The sequence below is a fragment of the Aequorivita sp. CRS11 genome, from assembly GCF_059693805.1.
The window spans coordinates 17,229-32,652 of record NZ_JCATIG010000011.1; the positions used below are offsets into that span (position 1 = coordinate 17,229).

Consider the following 15,424-nt stretch of genomic DNA (forward strand, 5'->3'; position numbering starts at 1 on the left):
ATTTTACATTTATCTAAACAAATTCACTTCTTTTTAGTACATTCACAAGCTAAAACTAAACGGTAATTCAGTGGTCAAAACACAATTTGGCATAAAGGATCTTGAAAATCTCTCAAACGTAAAAGCCCATACAATCAGAATCTGGGAGAAAAGGTACAATCTTCTTGAACCGGACCGTACCGATACCAACATTAGAAAGTACGATCTAGACAACCTCAAGAAGTTATTGAATGTTGCCTATTTATACAATGCCGGGCACAAAATATCAAAAATTGCAAGCTTAAATAATGTACAGATTCAAGAATTGATTAAAAAAAACATCAATGGTCTTGATTCTGAATATATGCTAAATATTTTTAAGTCGGCGATGTTTGAGTTTGACGGAGAACTTTTTGATGCTACTTTGGAAAAACTTTTGGAAAAAAAATCGTTCAGTGAAGTTTTTGCTGAAATATTTGTACCATTACTCAATGAAATGGGAGTTCTGTGGCACTCTGGCACCATTGATCCTTCACACGAGCATTTCATATCCGAAAAGATAAAACACTCCATTATAAGCCATACGTCCAAACGGAAAACAAGCAATTCTGAAAAAGCTCAATTGTTCACCCTTTATCTTCCTTATCAGGAAATCCATGAAATTAGCTTGCTATACGCAAATTATGAACTAATCTCAGCTGGTTACAACACAATTTTTTTAGGTCCAAATATTCCTTTGGAAAGCTTAAAGCATGTCTTAAAAACAAAAACTAAAATAATTTTTGTTACCTATTTCACGGTCCGCCCAGAAAATGATAACCTTAAAAAGTATCTTACAGATTTTCAAGATGAAGTCAGTGCGAAAGGTTCGTGCGAACTCTGGGTATTGGGCGACAAAGCCGAAAAGAGTAATAAAAACACAAAAAGTGTAAAGTTTTTTAGGGACATTAAGCAGTTTACAGATCATATTGAAAAGCTGTCAACCTACTAAACATAAGTCTTTTAAAAAATCCTTTAAGCCCGAAATCATTTTCGGAGAATCAAATATTTCCAATAAAATTAAATCTTAACACAAAATTACATTCTGCAAATTTCTTTTTTGTTTAAATAAAATGTAGATTTGTTAAACAATATGAAAAAAGTTGCAGTTATTGGCTCTGGTTTTTCTTCGCTTGCCGCTTCGTGTTATTTGGCCCAAGCAGGAAATAATGTAACCATTTATGAAAAAAATGAAACCATTGGCGGTAGAGCGCGACAGTTAAAAAAGCATGGTTTTACGTTTGACATGGGCCCTACGTGGTATTGGATGCCAGATGTTTTTGAACGGTTTTTTAAAGATTTTGGAAAGTATCCTTCAGATTTCTATGAACTCGAAAAACTGAATCCAGCATACCGTGTGTATTTTGGAAGTGGAAACTATATAACCATTGAAGATACTCTTGAAAAGATTTGTGCTTCATTTGAAAAAGAGGAACCGGGCAGTTCACTCAAGTTGAGAAAATTCATGGTACAGGCATTAGATAATTACAATATTGCCATAAAAGATCTGGTCTACAGACCCGGTGTTTCCCCATTAGAATTGGTTACGTTGCAAACCATGAAGAAGATTGGGCAGTTTTTTAGCACAGTAAGTGAAGACGTACGGAAGGAATTTACAAATCCGAAACTAATTTCAATTTTAGAATTTCCTGTATTGTTTTTGGGAGCAAAACCTTCCGCAACACCTTCATTTTATAGTTTTATGAACTATGCAGATTTTGGACTCGGAACATTTCACCCAAAAAAAGGTATGTTCTCGGTGGTCGACGGGATTAAAAATCTTGCAGAGGAACTTGGCGTAACCATAAAGACAAATCAAAACATTGAAAAGATAATTGTTGAAAAAGGAAAAGCTAGCGGAATAATTTCAAACGGTAAAAAAATTGAGACAGATATCATTTTAAGTGGTGCTGATTATCATCATACAGAAACACTTTTGGAGCAGAAGCTCCGACAGTATTCTGAAAATTATTGGAACAAAAAAACCTTTGCTCCTTCTGCCCTATTATTTTATGTAGGTTTCGACAAAAAAATCGAGCGAGTAGATCATCACACATTATTTTTTGATGTTGATTTTAAAAAACATTCCGAAGAAATATACGATTCGCCAAAGTGGCCCGACGAACCGCTTTTTTACGCAAGTTTTCCTTCAAAAACCGATATTAGTGTAGCACCCGCAGGAAAAGAAGCTGGAATTTTTTTAATTCCATTGGCTCCAGGTTTGGTTGATATCCCAGAATTAAGGGTAGAATATTTTGAGAAAATAATCGATCGGTTTGAAAAAATAACCAACCAAGAGGTGAGAAAATACGTTATATTTAAAGAGTCATTCTGTATTAATGATTTCACTACTGACTACAATAGTTATAAGGGAAATGCATATGGCCTAGCCAACACTTTGATGCAAACAGCTTTTTTAAGGCCAAAATTGAAAAGTAAGAAAGTGAAAAACCTTTTTTTCACAGGACAACTCACAGTCCCTGGACCGGGGGTGCCACCCGCACTTATCTCTGGAAAATTAGTAGCCGGGTTAATTGAAAAAGAAAAAAAATAGTGAAAGAACTTTTTGACATAGTATCCAAAAAATGCAGCAAACAGGTAACTGAAACCTACAGTACTTCCTTTTCGTTGGCTACACGAATGTTGGGGCCTGCCATACGTCAGGATATTTATAATATCTATGGCTTTGTACGTTTTTCAGATGAAATCGTTGATTCTTTTCACGATTATAATAAAGGGGTTCTTTTTGGTCGCTTTGAAAATGCGTTGGATGAAGCTCTTTTAGATAAAATTAGCTTAAACCCGATTTTAAATTCATTTCAAGAAACAGTATATAAGTATAACATTCAAAGAGATTTAATCGATACGTTTATGGCCAGTATGCGATTGGATCTTACCAAAAGCGTCTATTCCACTACAGAAGAATTTAATGATTATATATACGGCTCGGCAGACGTTGTTGGTTTAATGTGTCTAAAAGTATTTGTGAAAGGTGATACTGAAAAGTATAATCAATTAAAAGAGTCGGCGATGAATTTAGGTTCCGCGTTTCAAAAAGTGAACTTTCTTCGTGATCTTAAAGATGATTATGAAAACTTAAGCCGAACTTATTTTCCAAATACCAATCTGGAATCTCTTGACGAAGATTCAAAAACAAAGATAATTGAAGAAATTGAAGACAACTTTAATCGTGGATATCAAGGCATTTTACAATTGCCACACGATTCAAAGTTGGGAGTTTTCATAGCTTATAGATATTATAGACGATTGCTGAAAAAGCTACAAAAAACCCCTGCTACAGAAATTAAAAATTCTAGAATTCGCGTTCCAAACATTGAAAAAATAGGGCTTTTAACACGCAGCTATGTAAAATATCAATTAAATTTGGTGAAATAATATTGCTGGAGACAGAAGTACAGTCGTATTAATTTTAAACCTAAACATAATACTCCCAAATCAAAATAATTTAAAAATAAAATGATAACAGTTCTTTGGATACTAATTTTCATTTCTACTTTTTGCATCATGGAATTTATGGCGTGGTTTACACATAAGTACATTATGCACGGTTTTTTATGGAAATTGCACAAAGATCATCACCATAAAGATCACGGCAGTTGGTGGGAGCGTAATGATTATTTCTTTCTTTTTTATGCCTTGGTGAGCATCAGTTGTTTTGTAGGCTGGAGTTATTTTGGCTTTTGGGCAGGTTTGCCCATAGGCTTAGGGATTTTTGCGTATGGCCTTACTTACTTTTTTGTTCACGACATTTTTATTCACCAGCGTTTTAAAATATTCCGAAACGCAAATAATTGGTATGCCCGAGGCATCAGGCGTGCGCACAAAATACACCACAAACATTTGGGAAAAGATAAAGGAGAATGTTTCGGAATGTTACTACCACCGTTAAAGTATTTCAAAAAATAACAGATGTGGCATCTCTATCTTTTATTAAATCTTGCATCTCTCAGCATTCCTTTTCTCTTTAGTTTTCACCCGAAACTGAGGTTTTATAAGCTTTGGAAATATTTTTTCCCCGCCACATTTATTATGATGGCTTTTTTTATTCCGTGGGATATCAACTTTACCCAAAATGGAATTTGGGGTTTTAATGAAAAATATCTTTCTGGAATTAAACTGGGCAATTTGCCTTTGGAAGAATGGCTTTTCTTCATTTGCATTCCTTACGCTTGTATTTTCACAATCTATGCTTTCAAAAATATGCTTCCCAAATTTTCAATTTCAGAGAAAACAACACAAATAGTATATTTTTTGCTGCAAACCATTTTAATCGCCACCCTGCTCTATTTTTACGATCGGTTGTACACCGCCGTCAATTTTGGTTATGCAATTGTTTTACTGGCCTTGGTTTATAATTACAAACGTGAAACACTTCAAGTTTTCTTCCCTATTTTTCTAATTCTTTTAGTCCCTTTTTTTATAGTGAATGGCTTTCTCACCGGTAGTTGGATTCACGAAGAAGTGGTTTGGTACAATAATGCTGAAAACTTAGGCATCCGCATTGGCTCCGTTCCCATAGAAGACAGTATTTATGCACTCACAATGCTTTTGACCATTTATATTTTAATGGAAAAGTTTAAGGATAAGTATAGCCCAAATTTAGAAAGAGAAAATTAGCCTGCGGAAAAAATCGGCAAATTAACAGCTATAAAATTTCATATACAATAGAATTATGAATGTAAATTGATTAAGTTTTTGCATTACATTTAATCCTAAAAATACGTTATATGATACATCCCAAAACAGAACTGAAATTCATCAGTAATCAAATTGGTTATGGCGTTGTTGCTACCAAATTTATTCCCGCCGGAACAATAACTTGGGCTTTGGATGATTTGGACCGTGAATTTACACCGGCCAAGATGAAAAAAATGAATTCGCTGTATCAAAATATTCTTGAAACCTATTGCTACCGAAACAACAAAGGAAATTTTGTGCTATGCTGGGATTATGGGCGGTATGTAAACCATAGTTTTAAGAGCAATTGTATGTCAACGGCCTATGATTTTGAAATTGCAATACGCGATATTCAACCAGGGGAAGAATTGACTGACGATTATGGCTACCTTAATGTTTCTGAACCCTTTAAAGGAATTGATGAGGGCACGCGACGCAAAACTGTCTATCCCGACGATCTTTTGAATCATTACCAAACTTGGGATAAGCAACTCATCAAAAATTTTCCTAAAATACTAAAGGTGGAACAACCTTTAAAATCTTTGATAACTCCAAAACTGTGGAATACTATCTGCGAAATTGCAGAAGGTAAAAAAGAAATGGATTCTATCTTGAAAAACCATTTTTCCGGATAATTTATAACCGATTATTTATTAAGAAGATTATCCAATAAAGCTCTCATTTTTTTACTGTTCCAATCCGCAACACCTTCTTCGTCAATAACTATTTCACCACTTTTTGAAATTAAAAAAGTAGTAGGCAGTGCCTGTGATTTTAGCTGTTTTGGAGCTTCGTATTGTTGAATGTAAACCGGCAATGTATATTCATTTTTCTGAAGAAATCTATTCACTTTTTCAGATTCTTCCGAAGTGACGAAATAGAAATCTACTTTATCCCCGTAGCTATCATATAATTTCTGAAACGAGGGCATTTCGGCAACGCAGGGCGGGCACCAAGTAGCCCAAAAATTTACAATGGTAACCTTCCCTTCCGATTGTGAAAAATTAATCTCCCCACCTTCCATTTCCAGTAAATTCCATTGATAATCCTGTAATGTCTCGCGGTCCGACACCTTTTTTTCCGAAGGCGAAAAGGAAATAAGCCGCTGCACAAAAACCTGAATTGGCATTCGCGTTTGCGGGATAATCAGCAACGCCAAAAATGCAAAAAACAAGATATTGCCCCAATGTTTCTTTATAAATTTCATCAACATTAATATTATAAAAAAACCTAACAGGGTTTTAAAATCCTGTTAGGTTTAGTAGTATTTAAACCCTTTTTAAGCGTTCTGCTTTTTTATCAAATTCAGAGCAGATCCTTCGCGATACCACTTAATCTGTGCATCGTTATAGGTATGGTTTACTTTAATTGTATCATTGCTACCATCCTTATGGACGATTTCAACTGTAAGCGGTTTGTTTGGCGCAAATTCTGAAATATCCACAAAGTTGAAGGTATCATCTTCTTGAATCAAATCATAATCAGCTTCGTTAGCAAACGTAAGTGCCAACATTCCCTGCTTTTTTAAGTTGGTTTCATGTATTCGTGCAAATGATTTCACCAAAACCGCCGCAACACCTAGGTGGCGTGGCTGCATGGCCGCGTGCTCACGCGAAGAGCCTTCGCCATAATTATGGTCACCCACAACAATTGTTTTTACGCCTTTTGCTTTGTACTCGCGTTGCACATCTGGCACCCCGCCGTACTCGCCGGTAAATTGGTTTTTTACAAAATTAGTTTGTTTATTGAAAGCGTTTACGGCGCCAATTAATGTATTGTTGGCAATATTGTCCAAATGCCCGCGGTAGCGCAACCACGGACCAGCCATAGAAATATGGTCAGTAGTACATTTTCCGAAAGCTTTAATCAATAATTTTACACCTTGCAATTCCGAATCCTTAATAGGAAGGAAAGGTTCCAATAATTGAAGGCGCTCACTGTCTTTCGCTACTTTCACCTCAACCGAGCTTCCATCTTCCTTGGGTGCCAAATATCCGTTATCCTCCACTTCAAAGCCTTTTGGCGGCAATTCCAATCCACGGGGTTCGTCAAGTTTCACCTCCTGTCCGTCTTCATTTAAAAGCGTATCGTTCATCGGGTCAAAATCCAAACGGCCCGAAATGGCGATTGCGGCAACCATTTCCGGCGAGCCAACAAAGGCGTGTGTGTTAGGATTTCCGTCAGCGCGTTTCGAAAAGTTTCGGTTAAATGAATGTACGATGGTATTTTTTTCATCGCCTTTTCTATCGCTTCGGTCCCACTGGCCAATGCACGGTCCGCAGGCATTTGTAAAAATGGTAGCTCCCAGATTTTCAAAAACGTCCAAAAGTCCGTCGCGCTCTGCGGTAAAACGGATTTGCTCTGAACCGGGATTTATTCCGAAATCGCTCTTTGGTTTTAATTTTTTATCGATGGCCTGCTGCGCAATAGACGCCGCCCGCGTTAAATCCTCATAGGAAGAATTGGTACAGCTACCTATCAAGCCCCAATCCACTTTTAAGGGCCATTCATTTTTCTTTGCTTTTTCACCCAATTGGCCCACTGGCGTCGCTAAGTCTGGCGTAAAAGGACCGTTCAAGTGTGGACGTAATGCGGTTAAATCAATTTCTATAACTTGGTCAAAATATTTCTCGGGATTTGCGTAAACTTCATCATCACCGGTTAAATATTCGCGGATTTTATTGGCTTCGTCTGCAATTTCGGCACGATCCGTTGCTCTAAGGAAGCGCTCCATGGCGTCGTCATAACCAAAAGTTGAAGTAGTCGCGCCTATTTCGGCGCCCATATTACAGATGGTTCCTTTTCCGGTACAGGAAAGATTTTTTGCACCGGGACCGAAATATTCAACAATGGCACCCGTTCCACCTTTTACGGTAAGGATTCCGGCCACTTTTAGAATAACATCTTTTGAAGCTGTCCAGCCATTCAGTTCCCCGGTAAGTTTTACACCTATTAACTTCGGAAATTTTAGCTCCCAAGGCATTCCGGCCATTACATCTACGGCGTCAGCGCCGCCCACGCCTATAGCCACCATTCCCAAGCCCCCTGCGTTTACGGTGTGACTATCGGTACCGATCATCATTCCTCCGGGGAAGGCGTAATTTTCCAAAACCACTTGGTGGATAATTCCTGCTCCCGGTCTCCAAAAGCCGATTCCGTATTTGTTTGAAACCGATTCCAAAAAGTCGAAAACCTCGTTACTGGTTTCGTTTGCGCGCTTTAAATCGGGCGCGGCACCCTGTTTGGCCTGAATTAAATGATCACAGTGAACGGTTGTTGGTACTGCAACTGTTTTCTTACCAGCCTGCATAAATTGCAAAAGCGCCATTTGGGCGGTTGCATCCTGGCACGCTATTCTATCTGGGGCAAAATCCACATAATCCTTTCCTCGCTGGAAAGCCTTATCTGGGTTGCCATCCCAAAGGTGGGAATATAAAATCTTTTCGGAAAGTGTAAGTGGTTTTCCCGTAATTTCACGTGCTTTATCCACACGTTCGGCCATTTGGGAATAAACCTTTTTAATCATATCAATATCAAATGCCATAGTTGTATTTTTAGTTGTTTGCGAAAATACAAAAAAATGGAATATTTAAAAAATATTTAATGAAAATGCTTATTTAATGAACATAATTCATTAAATACTAAATATTATTGAATATAATTGCTAATATGATAAAAATACCTATGATAAATTAAGAAATTCAGAATATTACAAAAGAATGTTTTATAATTTTAAAAGGAAAGATTAATTGAATTAATATAAGCTTTTGATTATTTCCTCAATACTTAACCCTTCGGCTTCGGCCTTGTAGTTTTTTATAAGCCTATGGCGAAGGATTCCGATTGCGGCTTTCTGCACGTCCTCAATATCTGGAGAAAATTTTCCGTGCAAGGCTGCATTTGTCTTGGCTGCCAAAATGAGGTTTTGCGAGGCGCGTGGCCCTGCGCCCCAATCAATATAGTTTTTTACTGTATCAGTCGCGGTGGAGCTGTTGGGACGGGTTTTTCCAACGAGTGTTACTGCGTATTCCACAACATTGTCCGCTACAGGAATTCTTCGGATCAAATGCTGAAAGTCTATGATTTCCTGCGCAGTGAAAAGGGCATTCACCTTTTCTATTTCTCCCGTAGTGGTTTGCTTTACTACCTCAACCTCTTCAGAAAAAGAAGGGTATTCCAGATTTATGGCAAACATAAACCGATCCAACTGCGCCTCGGGCAATGGGTAGGTTCCCTCCTGCTCTATCGGGTTTTGAGTAGCGAGTACAAAATAGGGAAGATCCAATTTATAATGGTGGCCCGCAACAGTTACAGCACGCTCCTGCATAGCTTCCAGTAGGGCCGCTTGGGTTTTGGGAGGCGTGCGGTTAATCTCGTCTGCAAGGATGATGTTGGCGAAAATGGGCCCTTTTATGAATTTGAATTCACGGTTTTGATCTAAGATTTCAGAACCCAAAATATCGCTCGGCATCAAATCTGGTGTAAACTGAATTCTTTTGAATTTTAGACCGAGCGCTTCCGCAACAGTGTTTACCAACAAGGTTTTCGCAAGCCCGGGAACACCTATAAGCAAAGCGTGCCCACCGGAAAAGATGGCAAGCAAAACCTGCTCAACCACTTCATCTTGACCTACTATTACTTTTTTTATTTCTTTTTTAAGGGCGTTGTATTTGGAAACCAGTTGCGATACCGCTGCTACGTCTGACATATTGTTTTCTATATTATTTTTTTAACCAATCTCCAGCAAAGTCACAATCCTGGTAATCTTGATTGATGCTAATATACGTATCTTTTATTTTATCGTTCTGCCATTTGTTGATTACCTTAATCTGCTTTTCGCGTAAGGCCAATTGTTTGATGCGCTCATAATCATTGGCATAATCGGCTTTGTGCTCGGGGTATTTTTTGGTTACGGTAAGGATCTTCAAACTGCTTTTTCCGGTACGGTCACGGTCTGTGAAAATTTCAGAAACCTGTCCTTCCTTTAGATTATATACTTGGGCGCTAAGGGTTGGATCCATTTTGGTAAGATCAAACTTAGTGTCAAATGTTATGGGGTTGACCAATTGGCCACCGTTATTGCGCGTTTCCTTATCGTCTGAGTACTTTCTGGCAGCTTCGGCAAAGGTAATTTCGCCATTCTCTATTTCGGTTTTGATGTCCTCTATCTTTTTCTGTGCTTCATCGATCGATTTTTGTGATACTTCGGGAAACATTAGAATATGCCTAACATCTACCTCCTGTCCGCGGATCTTTTCAACATAAAGAATATGCCAGCCAAATTCGGTCTCAAAAGGCTCACTGATCTCGCCTTCCAAAAGTGAAAAGGCCTGATCCTTAAATTCCTTTGCCCACGGCGAATCGCGTCTCACGCCCTGATAAAGGCCTCCTTTTGAAGCAGAACCCGGATCTTTGGAATAAAGCACCGCCTTAGTTGCAAAACTGGAGCCGTTGTCAATAATATCTGCACGGATTGCGTTTAGTCTGGCTATGACCTCGTCTATGGCCTGTTTGGTTACTTCGGGGTCAATAACAATTTGCGCAATTTCAATCTCCGCTCCAAAAACGGGGCGTTCTTCTTCGGGAATGGAAAAGAAAAAAGTACGTACCTCTTCTGGGGTAACCTCTACTTTTTCAATTACTTTTTGCTGCATTAAGCTTGCCAATTTTATGCTCTTGTTGGCTTCAAAAAGTTCCTTTTTAAGATCGGCAATGTTATCTTTTCTGTAGTATGCCGCAACTTTTTCCTCACTGCCCAATTCACTGATCATATATTGCAATTGCTGATCAATCATTCCGTTTATTTCGGCATCGGGAACTAAAATGCTGTCCTGCTGGGCCTGGTGCGCGTATAGTTTATCCTCCATCAACTTGCCCATTAATTGGCAACGGGTTATGTCTTCAATAGACATGCCCTGCGATTGCATTTCCACGTAGGCCTTATCGATATCGCTATCAAGAATTACGTATTCGCCAACTACGGCGCTTACACCTTCTGCCTTGTACCTTTTAAAAGGTTTTAAAGTGTCGCGCTTTACAGCTTGCTGCATCACCAAGGAATCATTAGCTTTCGCAACCCCGGTACTGTCCGGCTCTACCACTGTTTGTGCTTGTAGCATTGCAGAAGTAAGTAACAATACCAATAAAAGTTTATTCATTTTTATAGATTTCAAAATTATTTGTTTCAATAGCATCTTTTGTTATATCTGATTCTAGTTTTTTTATAAGCTCAAGCTTTCTTTTGTTCAGGATTATCTGCTTTAAAGTAGGCTTGATATAAGAAAGAGGCGCAGTATCATTGGGATTGAGCACATCTTCAATTTTCACCAAATATACTCCTAATGAATCTTGCAATTGGGTAAAATTGGTTTTTTTTAACACTTGCTCGTTATTGCCTCTAATTATTGGCAGCGTATTCAGTAATACTTCTTTTTTGACCCAAACAGAGTCATTAAAATTTGAGGAAATAAATTGATAATTCTGACTGTTAAGTGATTTTCTGTCCTTTTCGTTGTATCGGCTTAGCTTTTCCCGAACTGACGCCAAACCATCATAATTTACAGGAAGTTGGACATAACGCAATTTGACGAGAAGATCCTTCAGCTTAAAGTTTTCTTTGTTTGTCTCGTAATATTCGTGGTATTCCTGTTCTGTAATTGTACTGTCCAGTTGCTTGTTTACAATAACGTTTTTATAGGCCTCAGTAAGCAAATCATTTTGATATTCCTGAACCAATTTATTGTACTGTTCAAGCTTGTCAGCCGTAAGATTAATCTTGGCTTGGTCTATAAGTAACTGCTGGGTTGCCCAACGGTTTATATAGTTGTTGACTATTAAAGTACTGTCCTCTGCGGAAGTATCTTCACTAATCAGTTTTTGAATATCTTCTTCATATAAAAATGTATTGTTTACCCGAGCTACAGCATTTTCTTGGGTTTCCGGTTTAAAATATTCACAGGAAACAAAGAAAGTGCAAAGCAATATTATATGAAGGCTTTTACGTATCACTTAAGGTCTTTTTTAACGTGTTTTAAAGCTTTTTTATTTACATCAACATTGTACTTTTTGCGTAAGTTTTCCATCCAAGAAGCCTCAATATCATTTTGATAATTGCTTAAAACTTTTCCTTTTACTTCATCTAAAGCCTTAACGTCAGGCGCCAATACTTCTTTTATATTTACGACTACAAACGAATCATTGTTAGGATAAATACTTGAAACGCCTTTATTTATTTCAAGATTCTTAGGCAGCTCGTGTTGATCAATTTCAAAAAGTCCCGGCGTTATCAATACGTTTACTTTTTCTTCAGTATTGAGTGATGCTTTTATTTCTTCAGCAGTTTTACCTTCTGCCAACATAGTCTGAATCTGCTTTGCGATGTTTTCTGAAGTAGCTGAATAAATATCTGCGTCAACCCGCTGTTTCCATTGGTAGTCTGCCTTTGTTTTATTATAATATTCATCAAGGCCCAAACTATCAGTCTTAGCTTTCTGCCAGATGTTTTTGTTCATCACATCAAAAATTAAAAGTCCGTCGCGGTATTCATTAAGCACAGCCGCGTACTCTTCATTGTCCACTTCCAGTTTTTCTTTGAAATAATCCTTTAGCTGCTCAGTTTCAAATTCGTTATAAAGTTCCACCAAAAATGCCTCCTTATGCTTGTACGGCCTTGTGGTTCTTTGTCTATTCTCAATAAATTTGGCAAAATCTGTGTACCCTACCTTTCTGTCCCCTATGGTGAAGAGCGTTTTCTCTTCAGAAGCAGGAATGGGTTCCATTACCCACTTTCGCTTAAGCACTTCATCACCTACATACGTATCAAAATAGGGTAAAAAGCTTGCTTCTTTTTTGAAGCCGTATTTCTGCTTTATCTTATTGTTGGTAGCGGTGGAAACCAATTTAGAACGGTCGCCTTCAGATACCTTTTTCTCAAGCATCTGTTTTTGCTCTTCAAAAGTTTCCACAGGAAGTTTTTCATCCAAACGAATAATATGCCAGCCAAAATCAGTTTTTACAGGCTTACTGATATCACCAATCTTTTTTAGATCATAGGCAGCATCCTCAAACTCTGATGCACGAAGATCACCTTTTGTAAAAGGGTTCAGTTTCCCTCCCTTTACTGCAGAGTTTTTATCGTCAGAAAATTGTTTTGCCAAGCTTTCAAAAGATTCGCCCTGCTTTAGCATCGTGTAAATTTCATTGATGCGTTCTTCAGGGTTAAAAGTGCGCGCTCCTTTTTTATCAGAAATCATAATGTGCGAAACCCCAATCTTTGGCAATTTTGCTCTTCTGTCCTTCACTTTTATGATGTGGTAACCAAAACTGGTTCTAACAATTTCAGAAATTTCTCCTACTGGAGTGTTATAGGCTGCGGTTTCAAAAGGATAAACCATAGTGAACACAGAAAAATAACCCAAATCGCCGCCTCTTTCCTTGGCGCCCGGTTCTTCGGAATATGTTTTTGCAAGCCCTGTAAAGTCTTCTCCTTTTAAAGCTTTTTCCCTGATTGACTTTATTTTATTATAAGCAGCCAATGTGTCCTGCGGAACCGATTCATAATCTACACGAATCAAAATGTGAGATGCGGCTATATCAAATTTTCCACGCTCGTATGCTTCCTTGGCAAGTTCTTCTGTAACCTTGTCTTCAAAGAGATAATTTCTTGACAGTTGGTCACGGTATTTTGAAAATTCACTTTGATAAGCGCTTTCCTGATCCAAACCCTGAGCTTGGGCTTCTGCAATTTTCAGTTTATAATCTATAAAAAGTTCCAAATAACCATCTATATCTTTCTGGGATTCATCCTGAACCAGATCCAGGTTCTTTTTATAAACACGCTTAAATTCATTGGTGAAAACAGGTTTGCCGTTTATGGTCATCAACACCTCTTTTTTGTTTTGCGAAAAAACGGTCATGGCGCTTAAAAAGACCAAAATGAATAGGGAAAGAAATTTTTTCATCATTTTTTGAATATTTTATTTTTAGTGAAGCGTGGCAAAAATAACAAAAAGCTATGGTAACACACATCAGAAATGCAAACGAATTTAATATAATTATAGTGTTCTTCGGTTTTAAAAATATTCCCGAAAACCCGTACCTTGCCAATGGTTTTAAAATGAAGGAAACTTTTACTTTTATTTGTTATCACATTTTCTTCAAAACACCCTGTAAATGACTGAAAGAATAAAACTTATATGGGATTTTCGAGGTCCTAACGCAAAGCACATTGCACAACACCATGCAAAGCATCTTAATGAATTTGCTGAAACGGAAAAACTACAGCACAGTTTTACCGGAATGGAAGAACTTAGCCCTATGCACCACATCGCATTTATGGTCGTAGAAAAAAATCTGATGGATAGTTTACGGGAAACCCTAAAGCCCACCCGAGGGCAGCTTTATGACGAATGAAGTCCTTTTTTCAAAATAGTTTTGAGTATACACACCACTGCAATCAGCAAGTTATTGACACATTGATTGGGCACCCTGTTCTTTCTAAAGGGAAGATAAGCGTTTTGACAAGCCATACACTAAATGCCCACCACATTTGGAACCATAGAATTTTAGGTACTTTACCTACTTTTTCGGTGTGGCAAGAATTGGGCTTGGAACAATTAAAAAGCATCAACACCGAAAATTTTGAGAAAAGCATGCATATTCTTCATCAAATACAATTAAATGAAAACATAAGTTACACCAATAGCAAGGGACAAACTTATACAAATTCGGTAGTCGATATTCTTTTTCACATAATAAACCACAGCACCTACCACCGTTGCCAGCTTATCAGTTTGCTAAAAGAAAAAGGGCTTCCACCTCTTATTACAGACTACATTTTTTATAAACGATAGCGCAACTGCCTGTATATTTGCGATATTTATAGTAATATTGCGCACTTAATTTTTTAAAACATATTAAAATGAAATTTCTAAAAATTGCCATATTCTTTATTGGCCTTACCACCTTCGCACAAAGCAAAGTGGGCGCTGCGGACATAGATTACATACTTTCCAAAATGCCAGAAATGGAAACCGTAAGAACACAATTGGAAACCTACGCAGCACAATTGGACGTTGATCTTAATAAAAAAATAGACGAATATAAAGTATTGGCCGAAGCATATAAAAAAGGCGAGGCTAACTTGACTCCCGAAGAAAAAAAGACAAAACAGACCGAACTTTTAACATTGGATGCCGACATTCAAAAATTTCAGCAAAACGGCGCCAAGCTTATGGAAATAAAGCGACAGGAATACCTACAACCACTTTACAAAAAAATAGGCGAAGCTTTGGACAAAGTAGCCAAAGCACAAGGGTTTACCCAAGTTACCCAAACCAATCAAGACTTGATATATCTAGATCCAAATTATGACTTAACCATTCCGATTCTCACCGAATTGGGAATAACATTAACAGCTGACGAAGAAGAAGGAGAATAAAAGACTTTATTATTTTTTATAAAAGAAGCGTGGAGCCCATAAGTCCCACGTTTTTTTATGCTTTATTTTTCAAAAAACGATATTTGAAGAATCTCAACTCACACAGCCATGAATTCAAAGATTATTAGTCAAAACAAACAGATTTTATATTCCGCGGAACTGAAGAAAAAAGAAAGCCATCAACTGCAAAAAATAATTGATTATTTTAAANTTCAAAGATTATTAGTCAAAACAAACAGATTTTATATTCCGCGGAACTGAAGAAAAAAG

General features: G+C 37.6%; 15 protein-coding genes. 9 read left to right on the plus strand and 6 right to left on the minus strand.

From position 1 onward, the window contains the following. The first annotated feature begins 70 nt into the window (after nucleotides 1-70). The 6 genes from AC58DT_RS14470 (at nucleotide 71) to AC58DT_RS14495 (ending at nucleotide 5,351) form a co-directional block, all read left to right on the plus strand. On the plus strand, nucleotides 71-970 hold the full coding sequence (locus AC58DT_RS14470; RefSeq protein ID WP_497217521.1) for a MerR family transcriptional regulator: 900 nt from the start codon (nucleotides 71-73) through the stop codon (nucleotides 968-970). A 141-nt stretch (nucleotides 971-1,111) separates the two neighbouring features. Next, entirely contained in the window at nucleotides 1,112-2,572 is a 1,461-nt protein-coding gene (crtID, locus tag AC58DT_RS14475; protein ID WP_497217522.1) for a bifunctional phytoene desaturase/3,4-desaturase, read from the plus strand. Next, nucleotides 2,572-3,414 carry a phytoene/squalene synthase family protein gene (locus tag AC58DT_RS14480; protein ID WP_497217523.1) on the plus strand — a complete coding sequence of 281 codons (843 nt, stop codon included), beginning with the start codon at nucleotides 2,572-2,574 and terminating at the stop codon, nucleotides 3,412-3,414. The genes crtID and AC58DT_RS14480 overlap by 1 nt, the downstream gene beginning before the upstream one ends. Nucleotides 3,415-3,495: 81 nt before the next feature. Continuing rightward, entirely contained in the window at nucleotides 3,496-3,945 is a 450-nt protein-coding gene (locus AC58DT_RS14485) for a sterol desaturase family protein (RefSeq protein WP_497217524.1), read from the plus strand. 3 nt (nucleotides 3,946-3,948) lie between these two features. After that, the gene (locus AC58DT_RS14490; RefSeq protein ID WP_497217525.1) at nucleotides 3,949-4,656 is read left to right on the plus strand and encodes a lycopene cyclase domain-containing protein; all 708 of its coding nucleotides are present in this window, start codon (nucleotides 3,949-3,951) and stop codon (nucleotides 4,654-4,656) included. Between the two features lie 110 nt (nucleotides 4,657-4,766). Beyond that, nucleotides 4,767-5,351, plus strand: coding sequence for an SET domain-containing protein (locus AC58DT_RS14495; RefSeq protein ID WP_497217526.1), 585 nt, complete (start codon nucleotides 4,767-4,769; stop codon nucleotides 5,349-5,351). Nucleotides 5,352-5,362: 11 nt separating this feature from the next. Here the strand turns inward: AC58DT_RS14495 and AC58DT_RS14500 are convergent, their stop codons facing one another. The 6 genes from AC58DT_RS14500 to AC58DT_RS14525 all read right to left on the minus strand — a co-directional run bounded on the left by AC58DT_RS14500 (nucleotide 5,363) and on the right by AC58DT_RS14525 (nucleotide 13,679). Continuing rightward, entirely contained in the window at nucleotides 5,363-5,923 is a 561-nt protein-coding gene (locus tag AC58DT_RS14500) for a TlpA family protein disulfide reductase (RefSeq protein WP_497217527.1), read from the minus strand. A 72-nt stretch (nucleotides 5,924-5,995) separates the two neighbouring features. Further along, entirely contained in the window at nucleotides 5,996-8,260 is a 2,265-nt protein-coding gene (locus tag AC58DT_RS14505) for an aconitate hydratase (protein WP_497217528.1), read from the minus strand. 210 nt (nucleotides 8,261-8,470) lie between these two features. Next, entirely contained in the window at nucleotides 8,471-9,424 is a 954-nt protein-coding gene (locus AC58DT_RS14510; protein ID WP_497217529.1) for an AAA family ATPase, read from the minus strand. Nucleotides 9,425-9,437: 13 nt separating this feature from the next. After that, the gene (locus AC58DT_RS14515; RefSeq protein ID WP_497217530.1) at nucleotides 9,438-10,910 is read right to left on the minus strand and encodes a peptidylprolyl isomerase; all 1,473 of its coding nucleotides are present in this window, start codon (nucleotides 10,908-10,910) and stop codon (nucleotides 9,438-9,440) included. Beyond that, nucleotides 10,867-11,724 (minus strand): peptidyl-prolyl cis-trans isomerase, encoded by an 858-nt coding sequence (locus AC58DT_RS14520; protein ID WP_497217531.1) that lies wholly within the window; start codon nucleotides 11,722-11,724, stop codon nucleotides 10,867-10,869. The genes AC58DT_RS14515 and AC58DT_RS14520 overlap by 44 nt, the downstream gene beginning before the upstream one ends. Beyond that, nucleotides 11,721-13,679: a peptidylprolyl isomerase gene (locus AC58DT_RS14525; protein ID WP_497217532.1), complete on the minus strand. Its 1,959-nt coding sequence runs from the start codon at nucleotides 13,677-13,679 to the stop codon at nucleotides 11,721-11,723. The genes AC58DT_RS14520 and AC58DT_RS14525 overlap by 4 nt, the downstream gene beginning before the upstream one ends. Before the next feature lie 208 nt (nucleotides 13,680-13,887). On the opposite strand from AC58DT_RS14525, the gene AC58DT_RS14530 reads away from it, so the two are divergent. From AC58DT_RS14530 to AC58DT_RS14540, 3 genes are all read left to right on the plus strand, one after another. Further along, a complete protein-coding gene (locus tag AC58DT_RS14530) occupies nucleotides 13,888-14,127 on the plus strand; it encodes a hypothetical protein (RefSeq protein ID WP_497217533.1) in 240 nt (79 codons plus the stop codon). Beyond that, complete coding sequence (locus AC58DT_RS14535) at nucleotides 14,124-14,567, plus strand: DinB family protein (RefSeq protein ID WP_497217534.1); 444 nt, start codon at nucleotides 14,124-14,126, stop codon at nucleotides 14,565-14,567. The genes AC58DT_RS14530 and AC58DT_RS14535 overlap by 4 nt, the downstream gene beginning before the upstream one ends. Before the next feature lie 68 nt (nucleotides 14,568-14,635). Then, nucleotides 14,636-15,154, plus strand: a complete 519-nt coding sequence (locus AC58DT_RS14540; protein ID WP_497217535.1) for an OmpH/Skp family outer membrane protein — start codon at nucleotides 14,636-14,638, stop codon at nucleotides 15,152-15,154. The last annotated feature ends 270 nt before the right edge of the window (nucleotides 15,155-15,424 follow it).

Bases quoted from the DNA above. Each gene is read 5' to 3' on its own strand.
- crtID (WP_497217522.1), top strand. From the start codon at position 1,112: ATGAAAAAAGTTGCAGTTATTGGCTCTGGTTTTTCTTCGCTTGCCGCT.
- AC58DT_RS14485 (WP_497217524.1), top strand. From the start codon at position 3,496: ATGATAACAGTTCTTTGGATACTAATTTTCATTTCTACTTTTTGCATC.
- AC58DT_RS14490 (WP_497217525.1), top strand. From the start codon at position 3,949: ATGTGGCATCTCTATCTTTTATTAAATCTTGCATCTCTCAGCATTCCT.
- AC58DT_RS14495 (WP_497217526.1), top strand. From the start codon at position 4,767: ATGATACATCCCAAAACAGAACTGAAATTCATCAGTAATCAAATTGGT.
- AC58DT_RS14500 (WP_497217527.1), bottom strand. From the start codon at position 5,923: ATGAAATTTATAAAGAAACATTGGGGCAATATCTTGTTTTTTGCATTT.
- AC58DT_RS14505 (WP_497217528.1), bottom strand. From the start codon at position 8,260: ATGGCATTTGATATTGATATGATTAAAAAGGTTTATTCCCAAATGGCC.
- AC58DT_RS14510 (WP_497217529.1), bottom strand. From the start codon at position 9,424: ATGTCAGACGTAGCAGCGGTATCGCAACTGGTTTCCAAATACAACGCC.
- AC58DT_RS14515 (WP_497217530.1), bottom strand. From the start codon at position 10,910: ATGCTATTGAAACAAATAATTTTGAAATCTATAAAAATGAATAAACTT.
- AC58DT_RS14525 (WP_497217532.1), bottom strand. From the start codon at position 13,679: ATGATGAAAAAATTTCTTTCCCTATTCATTTTGGTCTTTTTAAGCGCC.
- AC58DT_RS14530 (WP_497217533.1), top strand. From the start codon at position 13,888: ATGACTGAAAGAATAAAACTTATATGGGATTTTCGAGGTCCTAACGCA.
- AC58DT_RS14535 (WP_497217534.1), top strand. From the start codon at position 14,124: ATGAAGTCCTTTTTTCAAAATAGTTTTGAGTATACACACCACTGCAAT.
- AC58DT_RS14540 (WP_497217535.1), top strand. From the start codon at position 14,636: ATGAAATTTCTAAAAATTGCCATATTCTTTATTGGCCTTACCACCTTC.